General features: G+C 69.7%; 26 protein-coding genes and 1 tRNA gene. 7 read left to right on the top strand and 20 right to left on the bottom strand.

From position 1 onward, the window contains the following. Positions 1-10: 10 nt before the first annotated feature. From ACFSDF_RS02840 to ACFSDF_RS02805, 8 genes are read right to left on the bottom strand one after another with little or no spacing between them, the layout of a single operon-like run. Positions 11-1087: a 4-oxalomesaconate tautomerase gene (locus ACFSDF_RS02840; protein WP_255490686.1), complete on the bottom strand. Its 1077-nt coding sequence runs from the start codon at positions 1085-1087 to the stop codon at positions 11-13. Then, complete coding sequence (locus ACFSDF_RS02835) at positions 1084-1800, bottom strand: 4-carboxy-4-hydroxy-2-oxoadipate aldolase/oxaloacetate decarboxylase (protein WP_167249277.1); 717 nt, start codon at positions 1798-1800, stop codon at positions 1084-1086. Before ACFSDF_RS02835 ends, ACFSDF_RS02840 begins: the two co-directional genes overlap by 4 nt. Further along, the gene (locus tag ACFSDF_RS02830; protein WP_243845035.1) at positions 1797-2543 is read right to left on the bottom strand and encodes a PIG-L deacetylase family protein; all 747 of its coding nucleotides are present in this window, start codon (positions 2541-2543) and stop codon (positions 1797-1799) included. Before ACFSDF_RS02830 ends, ACFSDF_RS02835 begins: the two co-directional genes overlap by 4 nt. A gap of 47 nt (positions 2544-2590) precedes the next feature. Beyond that, positions 2591-3355, bottom strand: a complete 765-nt coding sequence (locus ACFSDF_RS02825) for an NAD(P)-dependent oxidoreductase (RefSeq protein ID WP_377156058.1) — start codon at positions 3353-3355, stop codon at positions 2591-2593. 2 nt (positions 3356-3357) lie between these two features. Next, positions 3358-4233, bottom strand: a complete 876-nt coding sequence (locus ACFSDF_RS02820) for an ABC transporter ATP-binding protein (protein ID WP_377156056.1) — start codon at positions 4231-4233, stop codon at positions 3358-3360. A gap of 4 nt (positions 4234-4237) precedes the next feature. Further along, positions 4238-5023, bottom strand: coding sequence for an ABC transporter permease (locus ACFSDF_RS02815; protein ID WP_377156054.1), 786 nt, complete (start codon positions 5021-5023; stop codon positions 4238-4240). Continuing rightward, entirely contained in the window at positions 5020-5853 is an 834-nt protein-coding gene (locus tag ACFSDF_RS02810) for an ABC transporter permease (protein WP_182397130.1), read from the bottom strand. Before ACFSDF_RS02810 ends, ACFSDF_RS02815 begins: the two co-directional genes overlap by 4 nt. A gap of 46 nt (positions 5854-5899) precedes the next feature. Beyond that, a complete protein-coding gene (locus ACFSDF_RS02805; protein WP_167249287.1) occupies positions 5900-6892 on the bottom strand; it encodes an ABC transporter substrate-binding protein in 993 nt (330 codons plus the stop codon). Between the two features lie 248 nt (positions 6893-7140). Here ACFSDF_RS02805 and ACFSDF_RS02800 point away from each other — a divergent pair, with 248 nt between their 5' ends. Next, positions 7141-8808: a subtype B tannase gene (locus tag ACFSDF_RS02800; RefSeq protein WP_377156051.1), complete on the top strand. Its 1668-nt coding sequence runs from the start codon at positions 7141-7143 to the stop codon at positions 8806-8808. Here ACFSDF_RS02800 and ACFSDF_RS02795 read toward each other — a convergent pair. Beyond that, complete coding sequence (locus ACFSDF_RS02795) at positions 8780-9226, bottom strand: FCD domain-containing protein (RefSeq protein ID WP_377156121.1); 447 nt, start codon at positions 9224-9226, stop codon at positions 8780-8782. The two genes, ACFSDF_RS02800 and ACFSDF_RS02795, sit on opposite strands and share 29 nt — an antisense overlap. Before the next feature lie 361 nt (positions 9227-9587). Between ACFSDF_RS02795 and ACFSDF_RS02790 the strand changes: the two genes are divergently transcribed. After that, positions 9588-9779, top strand: coding sequence for a tyrosine-type recombinase/integrase (locus tag ACFSDF_RS02790; protein ID WP_167249291.1), 192 nt, complete (start codon positions 9588-9590; stop codon positions 9777-9779). A gap of 93 nt (positions 9780-9872) precedes the next feature. On the opposite strand, the gene ACFSDF_RS02785 is transcribed toward ACFSDF_RS02790, so the two are convergent. Continuing rightward, positions 9873-9945 (bottom strand) — tRNA-Thr (locus ACFSDF_RS02785). A 151-nt stretch (positions 9946-10096) separates the two neighbouring features. On the opposite strand from ACFSDF_RS02785, the gene ACFSDF_RS02780 reads away from it, so the two are divergent. The 3 genes from ACFSDF_RS02780 to ACFSDF_RS02770 all read left to right on the top strand — a co-directional run bounded on the left by ACFSDF_RS02780 (position 10097) and on the right by ACFSDF_RS02770 (position 11976). Further along, positions 10097-10372, top strand: coding sequence for a chorismate mutase (locus tag ACFSDF_RS02780; protein ID WP_208322299.1), 276 nt, complete (start codon positions 10097-10099; stop codon positions 10370-10372). Then, on the top strand, positions 10372-10773 hold the full coding sequence (locus tag ACFSDF_RS02775) for a pyridoxamine 5'-phosphate oxidase family protein (protein WP_377156049.1): 402 nt from the start codon (positions 10372-10374) through the stop codon (positions 10771-10773). Before ACFSDF_RS02780 ends, ACFSDF_RS02775 begins: the two co-directional genes overlap by 1 nt. A 120-nt stretch (positions 10774-10893) precedes the next feature. Beyond that, positions 10894-11976, top strand: a complete 1083-nt coding sequence (locus ACFSDF_RS02770) for a Fic family protein (RefSeq protein WP_377156047.1) — start codon at positions 10894-10896, stop codon at positions 11974-11976. Between the two features lie 200 nt (positions 11977-12176). Here ACFSDF_RS02770 and ACFSDF_RS02765 read toward each other — a convergent pair whose 3' ends face one another. The 9 genes from ACFSDF_RS02765 to ACFSDF_RS02725 all read right to left on the bottom strand — a co-directional run bounded on the left by ACFSDF_RS02765 (position 12177) and on the right by ACFSDF_RS02725 (position 23102). Continuing rightward, positions 12177-13715, bottom strand: a complete 1539-nt coding sequence (locus tag ACFSDF_RS02765) for an alpha/beta hydrolase (protein WP_377156045.1) — start codon at positions 13713-13715, stop codon at positions 12177-12179. 93 nt (positions 13716-13808) lie between these two features. Further along, positions 13809-14966, bottom strand: coding sequence for a DNA polymerase III subunit delta' (locus ACFSDF_RS02760; protein WP_167001287.1), 1158 nt, complete (start codon positions 14964-14966; stop codon positions 13809-13811). After that, positions 14963-17224: a dTMP kinase gene (gene tmk, locus ACFSDF_RS02755; RefSeq protein ID WP_243842858.1), complete on the bottom strand. Its 2262-nt coding sequence runs from the start codon at positions 17222-17224 to the stop codon at positions 14963-14965. Before tmk ends, ACFSDF_RS02760 begins: the two co-directional genes overlap by 4 nt. A gap of 25 nt (positions 17225-17249) precedes the next feature. Then, entirely contained in the window at positions 17250-18437 is a 1188-nt protein-coding gene (locus tag ACFSDF_RS02750; RefSeq protein WP_208322236.1) for a low temperature requirement protein A, read from the bottom strand. 49 nt (positions 18438-18486) lie between these two features. Then, positions 18487-19755, bottom strand: a complete 1269-nt coding sequence (locus ACFSDF_RS02745) for a HipA domain-containing protein (protein WP_377156042.1) — start codon at positions 19753-19755, stop codon at positions 18487-18489. Further along, positions 19748-19972 carry a helix-turn-helix transcriptional regulator gene (locus tag ACFSDF_RS02740; protein WP_167001283.1) on the bottom strand — a complete coding sequence of 75 codons (225 nt, stop codon included), beginning with the start codon at positions 19970-19972 and terminating at the stop codon, positions 19748-19750. Before ACFSDF_RS02740 ends, ACFSDF_RS02745 begins: the two co-directional genes overlap by 8 nt. A gap of 108 nt (positions 19973-20080) precedes the next feature. Beyond that, positions 20081-21319: an FAD-binding oxidoreductase gene (locus tag ACFSDF_RS02735; RefSeq protein WP_377156040.1), complete on the bottom strand. Its 1239-nt coding sequence runs from the start codon at positions 21317-21319 to the stop codon at positions 20081-20083. Then, positions 21316-22143, bottom strand: a complete 828-nt coding sequence (locus ACFSDF_RS02730) for an ABC transporter permease (RefSeq protein WP_377156038.1) — start codon at positions 22141-22143, stop codon at positions 21316-21318. The genes ACFSDF_RS02735 and ACFSDF_RS02730 overlap by 4 nt, the downstream gene beginning before the upstream one ends. Then, complete coding sequence (locus ACFSDF_RS02725; protein WP_167001279.1) at positions 22140-23102, bottom strand: ATP-binding cassette domain-containing protein; 963 nt, start codon at positions 23100-23102, stop codon at positions 22140-22142. The genes ACFSDF_RS02730 and ACFSDF_RS02725 overlap by 4 nt, the downstream gene beginning before the upstream one ends. A gap of 193 nt (positions 23103-23295) precedes the next feature. Here ACFSDF_RS02725 and ACFSDF_RS02720 point away from each other — a divergent pair, with 193 nt between their 5' ends. Both ACFSDF_RS02720 and ACFSDF_RS02715 read left to right on the top strand, forming a co-directional pair. Beyond that, the gene (locus ACFSDF_RS02720) at positions 23296-24081 is read left to right on the top strand and encodes a sensor histidine kinase (RefSeq protein ID WP_208322235.1); all 786 of its coding nucleotides are present in this window, start codon (positions 23296-23298) and stop codon (positions 24079-24081) included. Then, the gene (locus ACFSDF_RS02715) at positions 24078-24746 is read left to right on the top strand and encodes a response regulator (protein WP_167001277.1); all 669 of its coding nucleotides are present in this window, start codon (positions 24078-24080) and stop codon (positions 24744-24746) included. The genes ACFSDF_RS02720 and ACFSDF_RS02715 overlap by 4 nt, the downstream gene beginning before the upstream one ends. Positions 24747-24897: 151 nt before the next feature. Here ACFSDF_RS02715 and ACFSDF_RS02710 read toward each other — a convergent pair whose 3' ends face one another. Beyond that, entirely contained in the window at positions 24898-26253 is a 1356-nt protein-coding gene (locus ACFSDF_RS02710) for a flavin monoamine oxidase family protein (RefSeq protein WP_377156034.1), read from the bottom strand. Between the last annotated feature and the right edge of the window lie 17 nt (positions 26254-26270).

Raw genomic sequence — 26270 nt, 5'->3', positions numbered from 1 at the left:
TGGTTCGTTGTCACAGGGCGCGGGCGGGCCCGGCGTAGACGGTGCCGTCCATCAGCATCCGCGCAGTGCGGACGATCGTCGTCCGGGCGACTGACGGCGTGAGGTCTTCGGTGTCGTTGCCGGACGCGACCGCGACGTCGAGGAAGCCGGTGGGGTGCTCGATCCGGAGTGGACGGCCGGGGGCCGGGCCAGCAGCGAGCTCGTGGGCGACCGTCCCGGGAAGAGCGGCGGCCGCAGCGACGGTGGCGGCGCCGAGGACCCCGATCGCCTGGTGCACGCGGTGCGGGATGAAGCTCCGGGTCTGCAGAGTGCCACCGCCCTCGGGCGGAGAAACCAGCACGACCTTCGGCACGGTGGACGTGGCCAGGTCGGACGGAAGTCCCATCGCGGCGCTGGCCTCGGCGCGGATCCGACCGATTCGCGCGACGAGCGCTACGTCGGACTCGAGAGCGTCCGGGGACTCCGCGCCGGTACACCCGAGGTCGCCGGCGCGGACGATGACCGACGGCATCCCGTTGTCGATGCAGGTCACCGTCACGCCGGCAAGCTCATCAGTCAGGTGGCCGGTCGGCAGCAGCGGCACCGTCAGCGCCTGAAGGTCGATCTCCACCGGTGCCGCAGTGCCCGGCACGCCGGCGAGCTCCGTGTCTCCGTCGTACGTGACGACACCGCCAGGGGTACGGACATGGAGGGTCGCGCGACCGTCGTTGTTCACCATCCGCACCCGCACCTCCGTCACGCCGTCTCGCGCGAGGACGAGGCCACGCTCGACCGCGAACGGACCGACGGCGGCAAGGATGTTGCCACAGGTCTGGGAGGTGGACACGACCGGCGCATCGACGACAACCTGCAGGAATAGGTAGTCGACGTCGATGCCGGGTTCGTCAGAACGTGACACCACGCCAACCTTGCTGGTCAACGGGTGCGCCCCCCCGAGCCCATCGATCTGGCGCGGGTCAGGGCTGCCCATGACGCGCAGAAGAAGGGCATCACGTGCAGCGACGTCCGCCGGAAGGTCTTCAGCGAGAAATAGGCCGCCCTTCGAGGTGCCGCCTCGCATGAGTGCACACCGGACTCCGCTCGTCACGGTGCGCCCTCGGTGCTAGGCGCGGTCTGCTCCTCATGCGTGCGGTAGACGACTCCGAGCCGGTTCAGAAGCTCGCGCAGGTCGTACCGGTCCAGGCCGAGCTCACCCCGACCGAACGCTGCGCGCGAGGCTGCCTCCTTCGCGAGCCGCGCCTCGCAGGCCTCGATCGTCGTGCGAACGTCGGCCAGCGGGACGCGCACGACACCGTCGTCGTCGGCCACGACCACGTCACCGGGCGCGACGACCTGGCCCGCCAGGACCACCGGGACGTTCACCGATCCACCTGTCGCCTTGACCGTGCCTTCGGCGCTTACGTGCCGCGACCACGCACCGAAACCCATGGCACGCAGCTCAAAGGTGTCACGCACGCCGGCGTCGATGACGATTCCGACGACGCCACGGTGGGCTAGCGCGGTCGCAAAGAGCTCGCCGAACATGCCATGGGTGCTCGGGGCAGCGGTTGCCACCACCAGCAGGTCGCCGGGTCCGCACTGCTCGACTGCGGCATGGATCATCAAGTTGTCACCCGACCAGCACAGCGCAGTCACCGCGCCGCCGGCGATGGTGAGACCTTGCTGGACCGGACGCAGGTCCGGGCCGAGGCTGCCGGTGCGCCCCATCGCCTCGTGGATCGTGGCGACGCCGTAGTCGCGCAGACGCGCGACATCCTCGGGGTCAGGCCGAGGGCAGTCGGTCACGATGACGCCGCTCATGCGAGCACGTCCGTCACCTGCGGGAAAGGCCGCATGTAGGCCTCGCCGAACGTGGTGCTCGCCAGGCCGAGGTTCGGTCCGGCGTTGCGCTTGAGCTGCACGCCGCGTCGCTTTGCGAGGTCGGTGTAGTAGTCCCAGAGGTGATGCTGCGCGGCCAGACACTCCATCGCGGCACGCTTGGTGTCGAAAACCTCCGTGATGTCGAGGAGGACCTCGGGCACGAACCCGCACATCTCAGGCTGGTGTGGCTCGAAGTAGAAGACGGGCGGCGCGCCGAGCGGCTCACCATCGGCGGGATAGCCGACGGCCTGCGCGAGAACGCGAGCGTCGAGCGCCATCCGTGCGGCCGCCGGGTGGTCGGCGTTGTACGGATCATCGAGCGGGTGGGTCAGGACGACGTCGGGAGCGAGTTCGCGGTAGAGCCGGACCAACTGGTCGGTGAGCTCGGCGGTCGCGATGAGTGGGTAGTCTCCCGCATCGAAGAAGCGGACCTCGGCGCCAAGAGTCGCTGCGGCCTTCTCGGCCTCGTCACGACGGATCGCCTTGATCTCGTCCAGCGCGCGTCCTTCGCGCCAGGCGCGAGCAGACTCGCCCCGCTCGCCGAAGGTCAGGCAGGCGATGGTCACCGACTCGCCGCGGGAAGCCGCGAGTGCGATCGCGCCGCCGGCACGCCAGACGAAGTCGCCGGCGTGGGCGGTGATGACGAGGGTGGAGCGGGGTGAGCGGTCGGTGTCAACAGACACGGTGTTCCTTTCCCGGAGATTCAACGGTCTTGAGTGCACGTGCTGGGTCATGGTGGTGATCTGAGATCGTTCAGCCAGTCGCGGCTCGCTGCACTGACCCGCCCCGGAACACCGAGTGTGTCGAGCATCTGAACGGCCGCATCCATCTCGTGCGCCCGGCGGACGGCGTGGGCCCGGCTGCCCTTCTCGAACCGGTCAAGAGAGCCGGCGCTGAGCTGGTCTAGCTCGCGGGCGATCTCGGCGCGGATCCAGTCCTCGAGTCCAGCGGCGCGGCCGGCGGCGACGGCCTCGATGACCGCCGCCGCCATTCCTTTGTAGAAGACGCTGCGCATGAGCTTGCGTTGCGCAGCGACTCCTGGCGGACCGGCGAGCACGTCGATTTGCGTGCCGAGCGGTCGCACGAACGCGGCGTACGCCTCCGCGCCGGGGCCGCTCACGAGCATCGGCGTACGAATTCCATGCCCGGGGACGATCGACATCAGCGCGACGTCGGCGAACCGGACCTCGGGTGGGAGGACGTCTGCGACTTCGGACTTGCGCTGCGGCGAGGCGGTGTTGAGGTCGGCCCACACGGTGCCCGGCGCGCATGCCGGCCCTCCGACCCGAGCCGCGTCGAGGGCGTCGGCGGCACTGTTCACGCTGATCACGAGCGCAGCACCCGCGACGGCGTCGGCGTCGTCACGGCAACCGGTCGCGCCCGCTGGGGTTGCGACCACCGGGTCGTGGACACGGACGGTGACCCCGGCGCCGAGCAGGTCGGCTACCAGCGCCGTACCTGCCTCTCCGACCCCGAGAACCGCGACGGTCGCCACGCTCATACCTCCGCGGTCGACCGGACGCCCTTCTTCGCCGCCTGGATGAGCTCGTACACGCGGGCACGGAGCTCGGCGAAGCGAGGCGACGAGCGGGTCTCCAGCTGGAAGCGCTCGTCGGGCAGGTCGACGTTGACGTCCTCGAGGACGACGGTGGGGCGGTTGGAGAGCACGAGCACCCGTTGACCGAGGAACACGGCCTCGTCGATGTCGTGGGTGACGAAGAGGACCGTCACACCGAGACGTCGCCAGAGTTCGCGGACAAGGTCCTCGAGATCGGCACGGGTCTGGGCGTCGACCGCCGCGAACGGCTCGTCCATCAACAGGACGCTCGGCTCGTACGCGACGGCGCGGGCGATCGCGACTCGCTGCTGCATGCCTCCTGAAAGCTGCCACGGGTGAGCAGTCGACACGTCGGCAAGCCCCACGGCCTCGAGGGCGGCGTCGACCTTCTCTCGGCGCTCGGCGCGACGCGAGCCCTTTTCCTTCAGAGGCATCTCCACGTTCTGCCGCACGGTCATCCACGGGAAGAGGCTGCGTCCGTACTCCTGGAACACCACTGCCATGCCTTCGGGCGGCCCGTCGACGGACTGGCCGTCGAGGGTCACGCTGCCCTCAGTGAGGTCCAAGAGGCCCGCGATGCAGCGCAGCAGCGTCGTCTTTCCTGCGCCGGACGGTCCGACGATGCACACCAGCTCACCGCGCGACACCGAGAAGGTGAGGTCACGCACGGCTTCGACGTCGCCGTTGTCGCTGCGGTAGATCTTGCGCAGGCCGTCGACGTCGAGCGCGACGGGCGGCTGGGACGATGGGGGCACGGTGGTTCCCGTCTCTACGGTCTCGGGCGACGTCGGGCCGCCGCGTGTGGAGAAGGTCATGGGGTCACGCTCCTCGGTCGGCGCGTCGCAAGCCGTAGTACCAGGCGAGCGCGCGGTTCTCGACGATGCGGAAGATGGCCGAGAGAACGACGCCGATAAGCCCGAGCATGATGATGCCGGTCCACATCTGCGGGATCGCGAAGCTGCGCTGGAACTGCACGATGTCGGCACCCAGCCCGCTGTTGGCCCCGAAGAGCTCGCTCACGACCATGAGAATCACGCCGATCGAGAGAGCCTGGCGTGCTCCGGTGGAGATCTGTGGGCTCGCACCGCGCAGCACGACATGGATCAGCCGAGAGCGTGTGCGGAACCGGTAGCATCGCGCGGTGTCTAGCTGAACCTCGTCCAGGCCCCGTACGCCCTCGACAGTGTTGAGCAGGACTGGCCACAGGCAGCCCAGCGCGATCGTGACGATCTTCGCGGTGGCGCCGGTGTAGCCGGTGAACAGGGCGATGATGGGCACCAGGACGGGCGGCGGGATCGCACGGAAGAACTCCATCGACGGTTCGCAGATGGCGCGGACGTTGCGCGAGAGTCCGATCGCTGTGCCGGCGGCAACGCCGACGACAACCGCGATCGTGTATCCGGTGAGCAGTCGTACGACGCTCGGGACGACAGAGTTGACGATCCGGTCCCACGTCCAGGTCTCGGGAAATGCCTCGACGATCTCCGAGAGCGGCGGCCAGAAGATGCTGGTGCTGTTGGCCGAGACGACCCACCACAGGGCGATCATCGCGACCGGCAGGCCGAGGGTCAGGGCGGCCTGGCGCGCGAGCGAGCGGACGGTCATGCGATCTCCCTCCGGACCGAGCTGTGCCATCGCAGGGCGCGGCGCTCGACGACACGGGCGAACAGATTGACGGTGATCCCCACGAGCCCGACGACGATGACCAGCGCGTACGTCAAAGAGACGGCGCCGGAGCTCTGTGCGACGCCGATGCGCTGTCCTAGGCCGGGGACGCCGATGATGAGCTCGGCGGTGATCTCGAGGATCAGAGCGACCGCAGCCGCGAGGCGGAAGCCGGTGACGACGTACGGGAGCGCGGTCGGCCAGATCACGGTGCGGACGATCGCGCGACGCGAGAAGCGATACGAGTGCGCGGTGTCGCGGACGACAGGGTCGACGTCGGCCACGCCGTATAGAACCTGGACGAGCACCTGCCAGAACGAGGCGTACACGACGAGGATCAGCGCCGACTGCGGCTGGCTGCCGTAGATCAGGACGACCAGCGGGATCAGAGCGACGGACGGGATCGGGCGCAGGAACTCCACGGTCGAGGCCGTGATCGCACGGAGCAGGGGGATGCTGCCGACCACGATGCCGACAGCGACTCCGGCCACCATCGCGATCGCGAGCCCGATGGCCCAGCCGCGCAGGGTGTCGCCGAGCGCGGTCCAGAAGGAGGGCTCTCCGAGCTGGTCCCACAGGGTGGCCAGCATCTCGCTCGCCGGCGGCAAGAAGCGGCTGTCGACCACGCCGACACGGGGAAGGAGCTCGATCACCAGGACGACGACCGCCAGCCCGAGGATGCCGAGCACGGTGTCACGGAGCCGGCCTGCCCGCCGTGTCCTGATCGGGCGGGTCACCGTCTGCGACGGGGCGGTGAGCGTGGCGCCCATGGTGTCACCTCCGGTGGTCGGCGCTCGTCGTCCTGGTGAAGGGTGGTCACGGCAGCAGAGCCTCGAGGTCCGGCTGCTTCGTGATCAGCTCGTCCTGCTCGGCGAGGTCGGCGAGCTTCTCGATGGACTCCGTCTCGAGCGTCGACGACCACCGCGGCAGGGCGACGGCCTCGGCGACCTTCGGGTCGATCTCGGTGTAGGTGCCGAGGATGTCGCGCACCTCGTCGGGGTGCTCCTGGGCGTAGTCGAGCGACTTGTTCATCGCAGCGGTGAAGCTCTCAACGACCTCGGGGTTCTTCTCGGCGTACGTCGAGGTCGTGAAGTACATCGCGACCTCGAGGTCGGGATCCGTTGCGACGTAGTTGGAGCTCACCTGGCGGTCGCCGCCCTGGGTCGCGATCGTGAGGAACGGCTCCACGACCTGACCTGCGTCGACGTCCCCCTTGGCGACCGCGGAGACGATGTCGGGGAAGGCAAGCTCGACGTACTCGATCGACGACGGGTCCCCACCGTCCTGCCGGACGGCCTCGTTGATGGTGGTGGTGTTGATGTTCTTCAGCGTGTTGACCGCGACCTTCTTGCCGGCGAGGTCGGCGGCGGACGTGATGTCGCTGTCGCTCTTGACGATGACACCACCGAAGTCCTTGCCCACCTCGCCGGTGGAGGTGACACCGGCGCTGACGACCTTGAGCGGCAGCCCCTGCGTGTTGGCGACCATCAGCGAGATCGAGTTGCTGAAGCCGAACTGGAACTGGTCGCTCACGACACCGGGAACGATCGCCGCACCGCCCTGGGCCGTCTCGAGCGTGAGATCAAGACCCTCGTCCTCGAAGAAGCCCTGCTCGATCCCGAGGTAGATCGGGGCGACGTCGATGATCGGGATCACCCCGACCGTCACCGACGTCGTCCCGTCCGCGTCGGCGGACGAGTCGTCGTCGCCGCCTCCGCACGCCGAGAGAGCGAGCGAGAGGGTGAGCGCGACGCCGGCGAGCAGGCGCAGAGATCGGCGGGACGAGCCGCGAGAGGACAACCGGTGCATGAGCACTCCTCGGGGAGCGGGCAACTGTGCCCGACGGACGTGATGCCTCGGGGCGAGGCGTGAGGCACGGTACCTCAGATTGTGAACAATTGTGAAGACGATATTCACAACAACTCTGATTCGAAGCCCCGCGGCGATGCTCTTTCGACAAAATTGGTGACGATCTCTTCTCCAATATCATCTATCGATGTAGCGTGCGTCACACCGGGTCGGGGCCCCCACCGGCCCTCCTCAGACAGGAGTGGTTCATGTCCTTGATGAAGCAAGCGCTCGTAGCGGGCGTCGTGATCTGCGGGATGTTGTCTCCGGCGATCCCCGCGGCGGCATCGGCTGGCCACGGGCCGCCGGGCAGCCCGAAGTCAGATGCCGAGGATGGTGCTCTCGCCTTCGACCCGGCTGCCTACACCGAGCTCACCGTCACGGTGGACGGTCAGCCGATGGCGGTCCGCTGGTACCGGGAGATCTGCTACGTCGCCGATCCGATCCTCATGGCCAAGACCCAGAACGGCCGAGAGATCGCGAATCCCGAGTGCGGCTACCAGAGCATGAACGTCTTCGTGCCCGAGTCGTCAGCCGAGAACCCCCGCACGGCGATCTACTTCGCCGTCAACAACAGCGGCTGGATGGCCAGCTACATCAGAGCCAGCGTCACTGACGGCGCAGCGTACGACTCGACCGCGAGCAACGTTGGCGCGGCGCTCAAAGCCGGGTACGTGTTCGTCGACGTCGCCAGCCGCAGTCGCGGGATCGTGGCCGCGGACGGCACCTACCCGGGCAAGTCGCCGGCGGCGGTCGTCGACGCCAAGGCCGCGGTGCGGTACCTGCGTCTCAACGATTCGGCCATGCCGGGCAGCGCCGAGCGGATCGTCGTCAACGGCACCAGCGGCGGCGGCGCTCTCACCGCAGCACTCGCCGCATCAGGAAACAGCCGCGACTACGACACGTACCTCGCGGACGTCGGCGCGGCGGGGATCTCGTCGAAGAGACGCAGCACGATCCGCGACGACGTGTTCGCGGCCAACGCGTACTGCCCGATCACGGACCTCGGAAACGCCGATATCGCCTACGAGTGGCTCTTCACGACACTCGGGACCCGGGCTACCACCAGACAGGATCCCGCTCCGGCCACGAGTGCCGCGATCGCGGCCGACTACCCCGCGTACCTCAAGAGCCTGGGGCTGCGGGACGCCGCCGGTCGCAAGCTGACGGCGGACACGATGCTGAAGACGATCCGCGACGAGGTGGCCCGGTCCGCCGAGACCTTCATGAAGGCCGCCCCGACCAACGTGGTCCCCGACCTGGGCGAGACCGTGCCCTCGGTCGGGCTGGTCAACGACTGGATCGACGTCGACAACGATCGGGACAAGGTCGTCTCGATCGACATGACCAAGTATCTGGCGTTCGTCGTCAAGCAGCGGGCGCTCAAGCCGGCCCCAGCGTTCGACCAGGTCGGCGTCAATGGGCTGACCGGCGGGGAGACCAACCTCTTCGGCACCGACGAACAGGTGTACTCCAACTTCACCGCGTACGCATGGAACAACAACTCGATCGCCGGCGACGTCACGGGAGTGGACGACACCGGTCTGACGTGGGCCCGCTTCCTCCGGCAGCGAGGAACGGTCGTCGACGAGCAGGTCGATCTGATCGACCCGATGCACTACATCGGGACGAACGCCGACACGGCACCGTACTGGTACGTCCGGCACGGAACGCGTGATCGGGACACGGCGTTCACGGTGTCGATCAACCTGGACAGCGCGCTCGAGTCCGACCGATCGGTCAAGGAGGTGGACTACCAGCTGGCCTGGGACAAGCCGCACGCCGGGAACTACGACGTACCCGAGGCGATGGCCTGGATCGCTGGCGCCCTCAGGGAGGCGGGCCCGGTCAAGGCGCCGACGACGCACGGCCACTGAACGGATCCGTTCGGCGCGCGCACGGCCCGTCTCGCGACGGGCGTGCGCGTGCACTCCATGGCGTCGGCGGCAGGATCCAAGGACTCGATGACGCTGGCGAGGTGCTGCCGCACGGCTGCCCCCGCGGCCCGCGGGTTGCCAGCCCAAACTGGTGGCGGACGAGCCGCCCGTGGAGGCGGTCGAGCACGTCGGACGCGGCTCGTTGCCAGCCAGGTCCCGCAGTGCCCGGTGGTCGTTGGTTGAGCTCGGAGTATCCGAACACGTCACCAGCAGCGACCGCCATGCGCATCTCCGCCGCAATCTGCTGAAGGAGCGCTCTCGCGGCATCGTCGACGCGATCGGCAGCTTTCGCCGCGCACAGCGCCTCGACGACCATGCGGACCTCGCAGATCTCGGTCGCCTCCCCCAACGAGACCACCCGGACGCGGGCTCCCCTGTTGGCGATCCGCACGAGGAGTCCTTCGGTCACGAGATTGCGGAGTGCGGAGCGCCTGGACGAGTCGTTGGCCCGGGGCGAACTCGGCGCCGAGGACGGCCGTTCGAATCACGTCGGGGACTGCCCCAGGATCGCTCGATGGACGCCGCCTCTTCCCTTCCCTCACACTCCTCGTGCTCAGGGTGCCCGGCGCCGAGGATCACCTGCGCCGGCCTTGACGGTGCTTCACAACTTTGGTCCCTTTCACGCGGTGAAGGAAGTTCGAATCGGCAAGCATCACATTCGAATTCCGAACCGCCCGATAAGCAACACGCTTGTGAACTGCTGATTCAATTCACGACCGATGGCAGCCGGTAGCAGCTGGGCTCGCGACTACCGCGCGTTCCAGCTGCTCCTGAAGCGGGCCGGCCTCCGGAGGATCCGCCTACACGATCTCAGGCACACCGCGGCCAGCCTGATGCTCGAGCACGGCGTCCCGGCCCGCGTGGTCATGGAGCTGCTCGGGCACCTGCTCGGGAGCGACAATGATGAGTAAGGCCACTCGAATGGCCACTCCGGCCGGATTTTTTGCCTGGAACCAACAGGCCAGAGGCTGCAGAAGCAGCCTCTGACCTGGACTTACTAGTTGAGCCGCTTGTCGGAATCGAACCGACGACCTTCTCATTACGAGTGAGACGCTCTGCCGACTGAGCTAAAGCGGCGACGGCCTCGCGAGGATCGCCCGCTGGCCGATGACGAGTGTATCCGAGACGGTTCGGGCGGCCCAAAACGGGGGCCGTAGACTCCTGTCGCGTGAGCGAACCCCTCGATCCGACGCCCGAGTCGACGCCCCAGATCACGCCCGACCCGGCGGTGATCACCGAGCTCGAGGAGATGCGGGCGAGCATCGACAACATCGACGCGGCGCTGGTCCACATCCTCGCCGAGCGGTTCCGGTGCACCAAGCGGGTGGGCCGTCTGAAGGCCGAGCACAACCTCCCGCCGGCCGATCCCGAGCGCGAGGCCCGTCAGATCGCTCGCCTGCGCGCCCTGGCGGTCGACGCCGATCTCGACCCGGCGTTCGCGGAGAAGTTCCTCAACTTCATCATCTCCGAGGTCATCCGCCACCACGAGGCGTTCCGAGGCTGATGCCGCGCCTCGCGTACGACGACCCGGCGCTGGTCACCTTCATGGGCGACCGCCATCTCGCCACGCTCACGACGCCCCGCAGGGACGGCACCCCGCACGTCGTCCCGGTCGGGGTCACGTACGATCCCGCGACGCGGACGGCACGCGTGATCACACGCGACGGCTCCACGAAGGTCCGCAACATCGAGGCTGCCGGCGAGGGCGGGGCACGCGTGGCGCTGTGCCACATCGACCGCGGCTACTGGGTCACCCTCGAGGGCGTGGCCCGCGTGAGCCGCGACCCGGACGAGATCGCCGAGTCCGTCCGCCGGTACGCCGAGCGCTATCAGCAGCCCCGCGAGAACCCGGACCGCGTCACGATCCTCGTCGACGTCGACCGCATCCTCGGCCGCTTGCCGTAGCCCGTACGGCACGGCAGCACCCTCGGGAAACATGTTCGGTGCTTCACCATGTCCGGACGACATGTTAAGTTTTCCTCGTTCTTTTAACGTATCCGGAGAACCAGTCGAAGGAGTTAACACATGTCGTGGGACCCGGAGATCCCGTACAACGACCTGCCGCCGTTGCCTCCCCTCGACATCGACCTCGAACCCAAGCGCGTGCTCAAGGCAGCGATCGAGGCACGTGCCGCCTTGGCGACACTCGCTCAGGCCGGTCGGCTGCTGCCCAACCCGAACGTCCTGATCCATGCCGTTCCTCTCCTCGAGGCGCAAGCCAGCTCCGAGATCGAGAACATCGTCACCACGGCGGACGAGCTCTTCAAGCATGCCGACTCCGAGGGCGGAGATCACGCGACAAAAGAAGCCCTACGCTACCGGGGCGCGCTCTTCGCCGGAGTCGACGCCATCAGGAAGCGGCCACTCTCCACGCGGACCACAGCGATGATCTGCACCCGTCTCCAAGGTCGCGAGATGGACGTGCGCGCAGTGCCGGGTACGAGGATTGCGAATCCCGTGTCCCGAGAGATCATCTACGCTCCACCCGAAGGCGCCTCGTTGATCCGCGAGAAGCTGGCAGCCTGGGAGCGCTTCGTCCACGCCGAGGACGACCTCGACCCGCTCGTACGGATGGCGGTCGCCCACTACCAGTTCGAGGCGATCCACCCCTTTCACGACGGCAACGGGCGTACGGGGCGTGTGATCAACATCCTCATGCTCATCGAAGCCGGGCTCCTCGACGAGCCGATTCTTTATCTCTCCCGGTCGATCATCGCCCGTAAGAACGACTATTACCGGCTTCTGCGTGCCGTCACCGTCGACGGTGACTGGATCGAATGGATCCTCTACATGCTCTCGGTCGTCAGTGAGTCCGCGCTCTCCACCACACGCAAGATCAGCGCGATCCGCTCGTGCCAGGACGAGATCGCCGAACGAGCGCGGACGGCAACGCCGGGCGGCCGCCACGCGCAGTTCCTTGCCGTGCTGTGCGAGCAGCCGTACTGCCGGATCGGCACGGTGGTCGACCGATGCGACGTCTCACGACAAACGGCCTCGACATGGCTACGCGCTCTCGTGGACGTCGGTCTGCTGCACGACATCAAGGTGGGTCGCGAACGGCTCTTCGTCAACCACGAGTTCCTCGACGTGCTCACCCGTCCGGAGTGACTTCCTGAGACCCGACAAGACGATGAGGCGTTTGGGCCAGCATGTGGGCGAAACGCCTCGTCGTTCGTACGGCGAACGTGGAAGCCGGGCCGGGTGCGGACGGGGGAATCGCACACCCGACCCGGCGATCGGGGGTCGGTCTCCACGAGGCGGGGGCCACACGCGGCTTGCGCCCTGCCCCTACTCGATCAACGCCGGGGTCAGCACGTCAAGCCTTCGCGGGGTGGAGTGCCGGTGACGAGGTAGTCGTCGATCGCGTCGTCGACGCACTCGTTGCCCATCGCGTAGCCGGTGTGGCCGTCGCCGTCGCGCGTCACAAGGACACCGGACGCGAGCTGCTCGGCCATCGCCTCGGACCACTGGTAGGGGGTCGCTGGGTCTCGCGTCGTGCCGACGACCACGATCGGCGGCGCGCCCTCGGCCCGGATCTCGGGTGCCTCCTGGGCCGGCTTGATCGGCCACGCGGTGCACGTCACCGGCGACCAGGCGAAGTTGTCACCGAACACGGGCGACACCGAGTCGAACTCGGGCACCGACTCGCGCGCCTGCTCGAGCGTCATCGTCGACGGGTCGTCCAGGCAGTTGACCGCAACGAGCGCGATGACCGAGTTGTCCTCGTAGCCGTTCTCGCCACGCGAGAGATAGGTGTCTGCGAGGAAGAGCAGCTGCGTGCCGTTGCCGCGAAGCCCCTGGCGCAGCGCGCGGGTGAGCAGCTCCCAGTAGTCGGCGTTGTAGAGGGTCACGGCGATGCCGTAGAAGCCCATCGCCTCGGTCAGCGGCCGACCCTCGGTCGAGGTCTTCAGCGGCGTGGCGTCGAGACCCGAGAGGAAGTCGGACAGGCGCTGCTGCGCCGTGTCGACGTCGTTGCCGAGCGGGCAGTCGGCCTGCTTGGTGCACGACTCGAGGTAGGCCCGCAGCGCGGTCTGGAAGCCCTCGGCCTGGCCCTTGTTGAGCCCCTCGGAGTCGAGCGACGGGTCGATGGCGCCGTCGAGCACGAGCCGACCCGAACGCTTGGGGAACAGCTGGGCGTAGGTCGCGCCGATCATCGTGCCGTACGAGGCACCGAAATAGCTCAGCGTCGGATCGCCCACGACGGCGCGCAGGATGTCGAGGTCCTTGGCGACCTCGACCGTCGAGACGTGCCCGGCGAGCTCACCGCCCTCGGACTCGCACCGCTCCCCGAGCGTGAGCGCCGCGTCGTAGAACGCCTGCTCCTCGGACGCGTCGTCGGGAGTCGGGTCGGTGTTGACGTAGGCGTCGAGCTGCGCGGTCGTCGCGCACTCCAGCGGTGTGCTCGCACCGACCCCCCGCGGGTCGAAGCCGACGACGTCGTAGGCGTCGAGGAGGTCGTCGCCGGCGACCGCGGTGAACTGCGCGACGTAGTCGACACCGGAGCCGCCGGGACCACCCGGGTTGATGAACAGCGACCCCCGACGCGCCCGCTGGTCACCTGCAGGCAGCCGCCTCATCTTGAGGGTGAGTCGCTCACCGATCGGATCGGCATAGTCGACGGGTACCTCGGCGCTCGCGCACTCATAGCGGCCGCACGCGGTCCACGCGACGTCCTGCTCGTAGAACGTGGCGAGCTCCGGAGCGACGTCGCCGCCGGTCGCCGAGGTCGGAGCGTCGGATGGCGCTGTCGCGGACAGCGCCGAGTCACGCGTGTCCTCGGCACTGCCGCAGGCGGCGACGAGGACCAGACCTGCGAGAAGACCCGCGGCACTCTTGCGACCACGCACTCCGTGCTCCCTCCGTGAAGGCGAACTCGATCGTGCATGCCACCGTACGGGAGTTCGCCGACGACGGTCGGCGGGCGTCCACAGGGGGCAGACTCAGCGGCGCAGCGTGAGAAGAAGGTTCTCGAGGGCGAGCTGCGGAGCCGCGTTGGCCTCGAGTGCCCTACGGCACGCAAGGATGGCCTCGATCCGCTGGAGGGTCTGCTCGGGCGGACCTGAACCCGCAAGGTCGGCGACGCTCGCCGCGACGTCGGCATTGACGAGCTCGGCGCCTGGCGCCGTCTGCAACGCGAGCACGTCGCGATAGAACGACAGCAGGTCGATGAGGACGCCGTCGATCGAGTCACGGGCGATGCGCGTACGGCGGCGCTTCTGGTCCTTCTCCAAGGACCCGAGCCGACCCGCGTAGCCAGCCGGCCGGCGCCCGCGGTCCTCGACGCCGAACTCCATCTTGAGCGCGTCGCGCTCCGCGCCCTCGAGCCGCTCGGCCACCTCGTCGGCCTGTGCCTGGGCGGTCTGGGTGATCGTCGCCGCGGCGTCCAGGCAGGCGCCGAGCGAGGTCAGCGATCCGGGGATCGCGAGGACGGTCCGCCGGCGCTCGCGCACCGCCTCCTTCGTGGCAAGGGCCCGCGCGCGACCCACGTGGCCCTGCGAGGCCTGTGCGGCCTGCAGTGCGAGCTCGGGCGACACCTGCTCGCGCTCGGCGAGCATCTTGGCGACGGCTGCGATCGGAGGCGTGCGCAGCACGACCTGGCGCGAGCGCGACCTGATCGTCACGATCACGTCCTCGGCGGTGGGTGCGCACAGCATCCAGACCGTACGGGGCGGAGGCTCCTCGAGGCTCTTGAGCAGCGCGTCGGCCGCCTTCTCGGTCAGCCGGTCGGCGTCTTCGACGACGACGACCTGCCAGCGTCCTTGCACGGGTCGCATCGCGGCCATGCGTACCTGCTCACGCACCTCGCCGACGTCGATGCTCAGCCCGTCCGTGCTGACCAGCGCCACGTCGGCGTGCGCGCCCGTCAGCGCGGTACGGCACGCCCGGCACTCGCCACAGCCCCCGGACTCGCACTGGAGCGCGGCGGCGAACGCGCGCGCGGCGTTGGACCGGCCTGAGCCCGGCGGGCCGGTGAACAGCCACGCGTGGGTCATCGCGGGGCCGGGACCGCCTGCGAGGCGCTCCTGCGCCGAGGCCACCGCCGACCGGAGGGTCGCCACGACCGCGTCCTGACCGACAAGGTCGTCCCAGACGGTCACCGGTCGCCTCCACGCCCGTACGCACCGTCCGTACGCCCGGCGTCGGAATCGCGGTCGGGGCCCGCCTCCTCCGTGTCGGCCTGGGCAGGATCGCCGCCCTCGGCCACCGTGTCGTACCCGACGAACGCCTCCTCGAACGACTCGACGCGCTCCTCGAGCGCGCTCGGGTCGATCCGGGTGTCGTCGTCGGGGCCGCCCTCGTCCGGCTGCTCGTGCTCCTCGAACGGCGATCCCGGCGGCGGCGGTCGCAGCGGCGCGATCACGCGCTCCACGTGACCGAGCAGGGGCTGCACACGGTCGAGGACGGCGTCGGCGATGTCGACGACGTCGCGGTCGGCGCGCACCACCGTGTAGTGGTCGCGGTCCTTCGAGGCGAGCTCGAGGAACGTCTCGCGCACGCGCTGGTGGAACTCCTCCGGCTCCGCCTCGAGACGGTCGGCCTCGCCGAAGCGCGAGCGACCCAGCGTGGGGTCGACGTCGAGCAGCACCGTGAGGTGCGGCCGCAGCCGCGAGGTCGCCCACCGTGCCACGGCCTCGACCTCGTCGAGATCGAGCGCGCGCCCGCCCGACTGGTAGGCGAGGGCGGAGTCGACGTAGCGGTCGGTGATCACGATCTCGCCTCGCGCAAGCGCCGGGTTGACCTCCTTCTCAAGGTGGTCGGCCTTGTCCGCGGCGTAGAGCAGCGCCTCGGCGCGGGGCGCGAGCTCGCCCGTCGCAGGGTCGAGCAGGATGGCGCGAATCTTCTCGCCGACCGGCGTGGCTCCCGGCTCGCGGGTGAGGAGCACGCGGTAGCCGTCGGCGCGCAGGGCCTCGGCGAGCATCCACGCCTGCGTGGACTTGCCTGCACCCTCACCACCCTCGAACGCGATGAACAGCCCGCTCGTGGAGTACGAAGGAGCCGTCGCCGCGTCCTGCTTGAGCTCGGCGAGCAGCGTGAGGCCGTGCCGGTCGTTCATCTGGCGGAACGAGACCAGGCCGAAGACGGTCGCGATCAGCGCCGCGATGAGGATCGCGATCTGCGAGCCGGTGTAGGTGAAGTCGCCGAGGTCGCGCAGCTCGATCGTGTGGCTGCCGATGAGTCCGGCGACGAGCGGCGCGATCGCGAGGACGCCGGACAGCACGAGCCGGACGAGGGACTGCACGAACGCGAACGTGCGTCCGCGCATCTCCTCTTCGACCTCGAGCCCGAGCAGGGTGTAGCCGGTGATCCAGGCGACGCCGGCGCAGAACCCGACGAGCGTCACAAAGATCGTCACGAGCGCCATGTTGTGCACAAGCGCGACGACAAGGAGACCGAGGCCCGCTCCGACCAGCGCGACGCCGAACATCCGTGGGCGGCTCACCTGGACGAGGACCTTGGGGCCGCGCCACATGCCGAGGCCGAGGCCGAGGAACACCGCACCGAACAAGGTGCCGTAGCCGGGGTCGCCTGCACCGAGGTCTCCGACGAAGACACGCCCGAGCCCGATGACGACGCCGCCGCACCCGAACGCGCCGACGATGCCGAGGACCAGCCCGCGCACCAGCGGCGTACGGAAGACGTACGCCCAGCCGTCGGCGATCGTGCGCCACACGCCGACCTGCTCGTCGGCACCAGCGCCTGCGGGGATCTCGCGCGCACCGAGGATCACCAGGCCGCCGAGCGCGAAGAGGATCGCCACCATGTACATCGTCGGGTCGACGTCGGGGATCGAGACCGGGAAGAGCCCGTCGACCGCCTTCGTGAGCCACGTCGCGACGATGAAGAGCGCCGCGGCCGGCAGCGCCGACCCGTACGTGGTGGCGAGGTTGAGGCGGTTGGCGTCCTCGAGGTTCTCGCGGGGCACCAGTGTCGGGACGGTCGCGTCCTTGGTCGGCATCCAGACGGCGTTGACGGCCTCGATGAGCACGGTCGCGACCACCAGCCACCACAGCGTGCCGACCAGCGGGATACTCGCAAAGATCACCGCCCGCAGGAAGAGCCCCGCCGTCAGCGTGACGCGGCGGTCCATGCGGTCGGCGACGTAGCCGCCGAACGGGCCGATCACCAGCGCCGGCGCCAGCCGCGCGAAAAGGACGGCGGCGATCGCGAAGTTCTTGCCGGCGTAGCCCTCGGCGAGCGAGTTGGCGAACGCCGTCAGCGCGAGCAGGCCGATCCAGTCGGCGAGCGACGCCAGCCCGAGCGCAGCCCAGAACCGACGGAACACCTTGATCCGCATGACCGTGCGGATCCCGTTGACGTCAGTGTCTGCAGCCGTGCCTGCGGGGTCGTATGCCACCCGTTCAGAGTATCCATCCGAACTGTCAGCTCGCCTCCGGCGCGTCCCTGACCCGACCTTGAGGTGACGCGGCGTACAGCTCGGCGGCCAACAGGAGGGCGCAGGTCAGAGCGACCCAGAGCTCCGGAGACGGTACGGCGGCGAGCGCCAGCACCACGACGACCGCGACCGCCCATCGCGTCCCGGTCGTCACCGAGCGGTCCTCCGGGAGCACCGTCAGCGCCCAGCATGCCGCCAGCAGCACGGCCACCGCCAGGCACAGCAGCAGCCCGCTCGCACCCGCCGCACTCCCGTGGTGGGTCACGACGTCGACGCGTGCCGCCAGCGCCGCACCGACCGCCGCCGCGGACGCGAAGACCAGGTAGTGGCCGAAACCCCAGAGGTACTCCATCCCCGTGCCTCGTGCCCGCTCCACCGCGGCCGCCGAGTCGCGGGCGAAGTAGAGCCACCACACCGCGAAGACGATCACGACGCCGGAGGTCGCCACCGGGAGCAGGCTCCCTTCGAGCGCCTCGTCGTCCACCGCCTGCTGGATCGCCAGCGTCACGGACAGCACGGTCTCGCCGAGCACGATGATGAAGAACAGTCCGTACCGCTCGGCGATGTGGCGGGCGTGCCACGGGGTCTGCCCCGCTCGCTCCGCCCACACCGGGACCGCGAGCTCGCACGCCGCGAACAGCACGAACTCGGGGACCTGCAGCCCCCGGGGACCGAGGAGCAGGACGAACCACAGGCACTGGACCGCAGCGATCCCGCCCGCGTACCGCAGACACGTCGCCCTGTGCCCCGGGTCACCGACCGCCGCGCGCAGCCACTGGGCCACGAGCCCGACGCGCATGATGACGTACCCGATGACCACGAGCAGGAAGTCGCCGTCGAACATCTGCGGGATCCCCGCCGCGATGACCAGCGAGCCGACGATCTGCAGGAGCGTGAGGAGCCGGTACGCGACACCGTCGTCGTCGTACGCCGAGGCGAACCACGCGAAGTTCAGCCACGTCCACCAGATCGCGAAGAAGACGAGCGCGTAGTGCAGCAGCCCGGTCGCGAGGTGGCCCTCGCTCGTCGCGTGGTGCAGCTGCGTCGATGCCTGCGCGACCGCGACCACGAAGCACAGGTCGGTGAGCAGCTCCAGCGGCGTCGCGGACCTGTGCTGCTCTCCCGGGTCGCGCGCGGGCAGCCCGCCGAGGCTGAGCATTCCGATCGTCGGCACCCGCTCAGCGTAGGTCCGCCCGTACGGGATCGGCTGCCGGAGCAGGTGACTACAGGAACGACGTGCCGACTCGGCGGACGTGCTGGGTGATCGCGTCCGCCATCTCGGCGGCTTGTGCGCGCAGCGTGTCGGGGACGTCAGTCGTCGCGGCGCGCTCGAAGGCCTCGGGCAGCACGCGAGTCAGGCGTGAAAGCCGCTCCTCGACGGCATCATCGCGGAGCCCGAGCTGACGACCCACCTTCGCCCAGTCGGAGACTCCGATCTTCGACGTCTCCCAGGCGTCCCCGATCTTCATCGCCGACATGACGGGGTCACCCGGGTAATAGGGCACGATGCTGGCCACGTCGTAGAGCGGTGCCAGGCTGACGGCACCGCGTCGTCCGAGCATGACGGAGTAGTTCTTCGCATGTGCATCCGGCGCACCGATCAGGACGTTGAAGGCGAGGGCGTCGAAGAAGTCCCTCGTGAGCGAGGCACGAGCCGACCCCCGCAGCCGCGAGAAGAGGGCACCGACTTCGGCGATCCCCGGTCCCCCGTCGGCCTGATACTTCTTCTCGGGAGGCTGCCCCAGCGCCTGACAGAGGTCCTCCTGGTGAAGACGCCGCCACCGCGCGCCGCGCTTCTCCCGGTCGTATCTCTCAGAGACGACGATGTCCCACTCGTCGTGGACGAGAAGGGTCGTTCGGGCGGCGCGGAGTCCGGCCTCGGCAGCCGCTCGCAGACACAGGTGCTCGTTCAGGTGGTGGCCCTCGTATCCCGAGATCGCCGGCTTCAGGATGTGCGTCGTCGGGGTCGCATCTCGCGGCGTCCCCCATCGCCCGGCTTCACCGAAGAGCGCGACCTTCGACTGGGCACCCGCCAGACTCCAGCGGCCGCTGCGCTGCATCCCTCCCCAGTCGTCCGGGTGACGCGCTATCGCTTCGAGCAGGTCATGGAGTCGGGATTCGTCGAGCCAGTCGATGTCTCCCTGGCTCTCGGCCGCATCCGAAACATCATCTCCTGGCGGGATCACTTGGATCGCTCCCGCTGCATCCCGTCCGACGTGTCGGAGCAGCGCGAACGGGTTGCGCGCGGAGACGCCGTACTCCTCGGCCCACCGACGACGCACCTGGTCGTTGTCGGGAAGGAGGCCGTCCAGGTACGCCCGTACGACGCGGTTCTGGTGGGTGGTGGCGGTGGTCGGCATCGAGAGTGAGAGCGGGACGTCGGTGGGAGTGCGACCGGAGTCGTACGAGAACTTGAGCGCGCCACCGGCAGCCTCGACGAGGCGCCCGATGTGCTCTCCGTCCAGGTAGATCTCGAGCGCCTTCTCAGGCATCGTCACCCTCGCCCGGCTCGAGTGCGACCTGCAGACCCACCGCATCGAGCAGATCGAGCACGAGCTGGAGCTCAGCCCGTGCTCGACCTCGCTCGAAGCGACTCACCCATTCGCGAGACACCCCGACGCGATCGGCGAGCTGGGCCTGGCTGAGGTTCTTTTCGCGGCGCGTGGCACGGACAGCGGCGCCGACGTCCGTCGCGGTGAACACCTGCATCCCGTCGCCTCTCGTGATCGCTCGGCCACTTTCATAGAAGTGCGCGTTCGATCACAATAGCAAAAGTGCGCGTTCGATCACCTAGTGAAGAGCCCGAACGCGCACACGCTAGGCGGGCGGGACGTTGTGCGTACGCCGGAACAGGTTGTCCGGGTCGTACGCCCGCTTGACCGCGGCCAACCGGGCGTACGACGCCGGAGGATAGACGCTCACGACCGTCTCAGCCCCCGCGTCGTCGAGGAAGCCGACGTACGAGCCGGTCCCGTGACGTGCCACCGCTGCCCAGTCGTCCTCCGGCCCGTCCAGGGACGGCGCCGGCGCCCCGGGAGGTGCCATGCGCGCCGCCAGCACCATCGCCTCGGCGTCGCGGTGGGCGAACGCCATCGCGTCGTCCGGCACCCAGCCCATCGCGCCTCCGAGCCCGCGGAGCACCAGCACCGTGGGCGTCTGCGCGGCGAAGGCGAGCGCGTCGTCGATGCAGGCGTCGGAGAGGGTCGGCACCAGCGTGTTGCGCATCGCGACCTGCATCCCCTCGGGCATCTCGTGCTCCTCGAGGACGTCGGCGTACGGGACCACGGCGGCGGCATCGCCGACGACCGTGCCGATCTGTCGCAGACCGGCGAGCGCCTTCGAGGCCGCCGCCTCGTCCGGCTCGGCGAAGCACCATTGGACGACGGCCTCGGCGGGGCCCATGGGCGTCGCCGGTGTCAGCGCCAGGATCGTCGTGAGCCGGTCGTCGCTGGTCTGCAGGTGGTCGCGCCACCCGCGGACGAGGCGGTCGAGGTCGCGGACCTCGTACGAGAGCGCGCCGAAGACGACCCGCGAGACCGGCGCGGCCTCGAGGTCGAGGCTCGTCACGACACCGACGTTGCCCCCACCGCCGCGCAATGCCCAGAAGAGTTCGGGCTCGTGGTCGGCGTCGACGCGGCGAATACGCCCGTCGGCGGTCACGATCTCCGCGGCGACGACGGCATCGACCGCCAGACCGTACCGGCGGACCATCCAGCCGATGCCGCCTCCGAGCGTCAGGCCGCCGACGCCGACGCTCGCCGTGTCGCCGGCGGTGATCGCCAGCCCGTACGGGGCGAGCCGCGCCGCGACCATCCCCCAGGTGGCACCGGTCCCGATCCGGACCAGGCCCCGCGAGCGGTCGAGCACGGTCATGCGGTTCAGACCGCGAACGTCGAGCAGGAGCCCGCTGTCGGCGGTGCTGAGCCCCGCGATGCTGTGCCCGCCGCTGCGGACAGTCAGCGTGATGCCCGTGTCGCGTGCGTGGTGGATCGCGCCGGCGACGTCGCGTGCGGTGCGGGCGTGGACCACGGTGTCAGGTGTGCCGTACGTGCTCATGCTGTCTTCCTTCGATAGAGGTGGAGGGTGAGTGGGGCGAAGACCCCGACGACGGCCGCGGAGGGCAACAGCACCCACGCGACGTCGCCGACGGTGGCCGTCCCCGCGAACAGGGCGCGCTCGGCAGTGACGAGGAGGCTGACCGGGTTCACCTCGACCCATCCCTGCAACCAGCTGGGCATGGTCTCGGGGTCGACGAACGCGTTGCTGACGAACGTCAACGGGAACTGGATGACGAAGCTCAGCATCGAGACGGCCTGCGGTGACCGGGCGAGCAGGCCCACGGTCGCCCACAGCCACGAGAGCGCGTAGGCGAAGACGAGAGCAAGCCCGATTCCGACCACGACTCCGGGCAGCCCACCGTCGGGGCGCCAGCCCAGGACAAGCCCGAGCAGCACCACGAGGGTCGCCGCGACCACGTAGCGGCCGACGTCGCCGAGGAGGGTGCCGACCACGTGGGCAGGCTGCCAGATCGGGAGCGCCCGGAACCGGTCGAGGACGCCGCGGCTGACGTCGGTGTTGAGGGACAGGCCTCCGTACACCGTCATGATCAGGATCCCCATGACGAGCGTGCCCGGCAGGAGGTACTCGAGGTAGGTCCCCGGCGAGCCGGAGAGCGCTCCTCCGAAGACGTAGGTGAACAGCACCGTGAAGATGAACGGAATCAGGATCGCGTCGGCTGCCTGCTCCGGTGTGTGACGCAACTTGAGCAGCGAGCGCCAGGCGAAGACACGGACGGCGGACAGCGCGCTCGCCGGTTCGACGCTCGGCTCGGCGGGGTCCGCAAGCACGGACACGCGGACGGCGGGGAACGTGGCGGTCATGCCGGCACCGCCTCGTCGGTCAGGGCGAGGAACACCTCGTCGAGCGTCGGACGGCGTACGTCGAACCCGGCGACTGCGATCCCGGCGCTGTCGAGCGCGTCGAGGATCTGGCGCACCGGCCTCGTGAGCGGCACCGACAGCACGGCCGTCCCGTCGTCCGCGGGCGACGAGAGCGACGGCTCGACACCGTCGACGAGCCCGGCGAGCGCCTGGGCCGCGCGTACGGCTTGCGTCGAGCCGGTCACCCTGACCTCGAGGACGTCACCGCCGACCGAGCGCTTGAGCGTGTCCGGCGATCCCGTCGCGACCATGCGGCCGCCGGCCACGACGCCGATGAGGTCGGCGAGCTGGTCCGCCTCGTCCAGGTACTGCGTGGTCAGGAGCACCGTCGTCCCTCGGGCGACCAGCTCGCGGACGACGTCCCACACCTGCCGGCGGCTTCGCGGGTCGAGACCGGTCGTGGGCTCGTCGAGGAAGAGCAGCCGGGGCGTCCGTACGAGGCTCGAGGCCACGTCGAGCCGCCGCTGCATGCCTCCGGAGTACGTCCCGACGAGCCGGCCGGCGGCGTCCTCGAGCCCGAACGCGGCGAGCAGCTCGTCGGCCCGGGCGCGTGCCGACCGCCGTGAGTGCCCGAGCAGCCGAGCCTGGAGGACCAGGTTCTCCGTCCCTGTGAGGTCGGCGTCGACCGCCGCGAACTGCCCGGTCAGCGCGAGCTCGGACCGTACGGCCGCCGCGTCAACGACCACGTCGTGCCCGAGGACGCGTGCGTGCCCGCCGTCAGGCCGCAGCAAGGTGGCGAGCAGCCGTACGGTCGTGGTCTTGCCCGCGCCGTTGGGGCCGAGCAGGCCGTACACGCCGCCGCGTGGGACCACGAGGTCGAGCCCGTCGACGGCGCGCGTCGTCCCGAAGGCCTTGGTGAGCGCCGCGGTCTCCACCGCCGGCGCTGCTGGGTCATCCATGTCGCGTCTCCTCGTCGTGTCGATCGGCCACCAGGCTCGTCCGCCGGACACCTCCGCGTCGTCGTCCCCGGGACGGCACTTGGGCGGCCCCCGTACGGGGCGGCCGACGGGCGCACGTACTCCCTGGGGATGACGTGGCGGATGCTCCTTGCAGCGGATGTGGACGGTCCGGAGGGTCGCCTACAGTGCACGAGTGCGCACAGACCGAGGTTGGAAGCGGTTCTACGCGGCGGGCTGGCTCGTCTCCGGACTCGTCGCCGTCGCCGCCACGTACCAGTGGCGGGCGCGGATGACGGCCCTCGAGGAGCAGCTCGCCGAGGCCCAGCGGGTCCGCGAGGAGGTCCTGCGCCGCCGCGTCGCCGAGGAGCAGCTGCGCATCGCCCGCGAGCTGCACGACTCGCTGACCCACAGCATCTCCGTTGTGACCATGCAGGCCGGGGTCGCCGCACACCTGGCCCGCAAGCGCGGCGAGGACGTCCCCGTCGCCCTGTCGGCCATCCAGGAGGCGGCCGGCGACGCGTCAAGAGACCTGCGCGAGACGTTGAGCGTGCTACGGCGCGACGACCACGCGAACGGGTACGGCCTGGAGGACCTCCCTCGTCTGGTCGCCCGCAGCAGCCACGCCGGGATCGAGCCGCGGCTCCGGATCTCCGGGAGACGTCGGACGGTGCCCGCCGAGGTCGACTCCGCCGCGTACCGGATCATCCAGGAGGCCCTCACCAACGTCGCCCGGCACGCCGGCGCCGCGGAGGCGCGCGTCGTCGTCGAGTACGGCCTCGACGTGGTGACCGTGCGCGTGGACGACGACGGTCGTACGGACCCGTCCGCCGTACCCGCGCGGCCCGGCCTCGGGCTGATCGGCATGCGCGAGCGGACCAACGCCCTCGGCGGGCACCTCAGCGCGGGCCGCCGACCGGACGGAGGGTTCTCAGTCGTCGCCGAGCTGCCGCTGACCCGCGACAGCGGAGCCGCCTCGTGATCCGGGTGCTGCTCGTCGACGACCAGGCGCTGATCCGTACGGGGCTGCGCGCGCTGTTCGACGCGGAGGACGACATCGAGGTCGTGGCGGAGGCCGAGGACGGCGCGACCGCGTACGACCTTGCCGTCATGCACCAGCCCGACCTCGTCCTCATGGATGTGCAGATGCCGGTGCTCGACGGGATCGAGGCGACCCGGCGCATCGTCGAGGACGAGCGGCTCTCGGCCGTACGCGTCGTGGTGCTGACGAACTACGGGCTCGACGAGTACGTGTTCGACGCCTTGCGCGCGGGGGCGAGCGGGTTCCTCGTCAAGGACACCGAGCCCGAGGAGATCGTGCAGGCGCTGAGGGTCGTCGCGGACGGCGACGCGCTCCTGTCACCGGGGATCACCCGACAGCTGATCAGCGAGTTCGTCGCGCGCCCTGCGGAGGTCGTCTCCGTCAATGCCCTCGAGACCCTGACCGCGCGCGAGCGGGAGGTCGTGGCGCTCGTCGGGCACGGCCTGAGCAACGACGAGATCGCCGAGCGCCTCGTCGTCAGTCCGACCACCGCGAAGACGCACGTGAGCCGGGCAATGACCAAGACCGGCGTACGGGATCGCGCGCAGCTCGTCGTCTTCGCGTACGAGTCGGGGCTGGTCCGCCCGCGCGAGCGCGAGGCTTGAGGCCTGGCGGCACCGCCGGACACTTTGCGTGGGGACCAACGCAGAGTGCGGACCCCACCGCGTGTTTCCGGTGGGGCGGCGACTTTGCGTGGGGCCCAACGCAAAGTCGGGGGCGGCGGGCAGCGGGGCGGGTGCGACAACGAACGGCGCGTCACGGCAGTGCGGTGAGGACCTCCGCCGCCACGCGCTCGCCCGACGCGATCGCGCCGTCGACGTAGCCGCACCAGCGCTCGGCCGTCTCCGTGCCTGCCCAGTGGATGCGACCGACCGGCACCCGCAGAGCCGAGCCGACCTGCGTCCACGCCCCTGGCGGCAGGTGCGCGCCGTAGCATCCGCGCGTCCACTCCTCCGCCGTCCAGTCGTGCGAGACGAACGCCTGCGGGTCCATCGCGCGGGGGCCGAGGTGCTCGGCGAGCCCGCGGAGCACCTCCGTACGGGCGCGCGCCGGGCCCTTGGCGCCGAGGCGCAGCGCGTCGTCGCCCTCGACGAGGACGGTCAGCACGCCGTACCGGGAGTCCGGCGGGCTGGTGTCGAAGACGACCTTCGCGGGCCCCTCGTCGGTGGTGATCTCCCCCGACAGCGCGAGGTCGTGCCAGAACGGGCGCGTGTAGACCGCGTGGCACTTCACGACGCTGCCGTGCGGCATCCGCTGGACGAGCTGGGTGCGCTCGTGGGGGAGGCCGGGGAGATACTCGATGGACGTCGCGAGCGCGGGTGGCACGGTGACGACGACGTGGTGCGCCGTGGTTGCGCCGGACTCGCTGTGCACCGTGACCCCGTCGGCGTCGTGCATGATCGTCGTCACCGGCTCCTGCAGCCGCACCCACCGCCCGAGCCCGTCGGCCAGCCGCTGCGCGACCTGCTGCATGCCGCCGACGACCCGTGCGTCCTGGGCTCCACCGCCGGTCGTGAGGAGGTGCAGCAGCCCACCGCCCGAACGGGCGAAGAAGAGCATGTGCAGCAGCGAGACGTTCTGCGGCTCGGTGGCCAGCACGACCCCGCACACGAGGCGGAAGTAGTCGCGGCCCTTCGGCGTCACGCACACCCGGCGGATCCAGCTCTCGAACGTCTGCGCGTCGTACCGCGGCGCGTGCTCGCCGCGCCACGGCGCCTCCACGTCCACGTGGTCGGCGGCCGCCGCGAAGCGCATCATCGCCTGCCCGACGTCGGCGGTGGTCACCGCGTCGAACGCCCGCGCGGTGGCGGCATAACGACGGGACTTGCCGCGCAGCGACGTCAACGCGTCGCCCGGCCCGTCCTGCGGCGTCGTCTCCAGCCCGAACCGCGCGAGCTCGGCCCGCAGGAGCCGCTGGTCCGGAGCGACCCAGGCCGCGCCCGCGTCGACCGAGAGGCCCTTCACCCCCGGGACGGGCTCGGTGAGCGTACGACCACCGACGCGGTCACGCGCCTCCAGCACGACGACGCTGCGTCCCGCCGCGCGCACCCGGTCGGCCGTCACGAGCCCAGCGACACCAGCTCCGACCACGATCACATCGACGTTCGCCACGCGTTGATCCTATGCGC

Source organism: Mumia zhuanghuii (assembly GCF_042681565.1).
GTDB lineage: Bacteria > Actinomycetota > Actinomycetes > Propionibacteriales > Nocardioidaceae > Mumia.
The sequence above is the reverse complement of the archived record's forward strand: the minus strand, read 5'-3'. Positions and strand labels throughout refer to the sequence as shown.

Bases quoted from the DNA above. Each gene is read 5' to 3' on its own strand.
- ACFSDF_RS02835 (WP_167249277.1), bottom strand. From the start codon at position 1,800: ATGAGCGGCGTCATCGTGACCGACTGCCCTCGGCCTGACCCCGAGGAT.
- ACFSDF_RS02820 (WP_377156056.1), bottom strand. From the start codon at position 4,233: ATGACCTTCTCCACACGCGGCGGCCCGACGTCGCCCGAGACCGTAGAG.
- ACFSDF_RS02815 (WP_377156054.1), bottom strand. From the start codon at position 5,023: ATGACCGTCCGCTCGCTCGCGCGCCAGGCCGCCCTGACCCTCGGCCTG.
- ACFSDF_RS02810 (WP_182397130.1), bottom strand. From the start codon at position 5,853: ATGGGCGCCACGCTCACCGCCCCGTCGCAGACGGTGACCCGCCCGATC.
- ACFSDF_RS02805 (WP_167249287.1), bottom strand. From the start codon at position 6,892: ATGCACCGGTTGTCCTCTCGCGGCTCGTCCCGCCGATCTCTGCGCCTG.
- ACFSDF_RS02800 (WP_377156051.1), top strand. From the start codon at position 7,141: ATGTCCTTGATGAAGCAAGCGCTCGTAGCGGGCGTCGTGATCTGCGGG.
- ACFSDF_RS02790 (WP_167249291.1), top strand. From the start codon at position 9,588: ATGGCAGCCGGTAGCAGCTGGGCTCGCGACTACCGCGCGTTCCAGCTG.
- ACFSDF_RS02775 (WP_377156049.1), top strand. From the start codon at position 10,372: ATGCCGCGCCTCGCGTACGACGACCCGGCGCTGGTCACCTTCATGGGC.
- ACFSDF_RS02770 (WP_377156047.1), top strand. From the start codon at position 10,894: ATGTCGTGGGACCCGGAGATCCCGTACAACGACCTGCCGCCGTTGCCT.
- ACFSDF_RS02745 (WP_377156042.1), bottom strand. From the start codon at position 19,755: ATGCCTGAGAAGGCGCTCGAGATCTACCTGGACGGAGAGCACATCGGG.
- ACFSDF_RS02740 (WP_167001283.1), bottom strand. From the start codon at position 19,972: ATGCAGGTGTTCACCGCGACGGACGTCGGCGCCGCTGTCCGTGCCACG.
- ACFSDF_RS02735 (WP_377156040.1), bottom strand. From the start codon at position 21,319: ATGAGCACGTACGGCACACCTGACACCGTGGTCCACGCCCGCACCGCA.
- ACFSDF_RS02730 (WP_377156038.1), bottom strand. From the start codon at position 22,143: ATGACCGCCACGTTCCCCGCCGTCCGCGTGTCCGTGCTTGCGGACCCC.
- ACFSDF_RS02725 (WP_167001279.1), bottom strand. From the start codon at position 23,102: ATGGATGACCCAGCAGCGCCGGCGGTGGAGACCGCGGCGCTCACCAAG.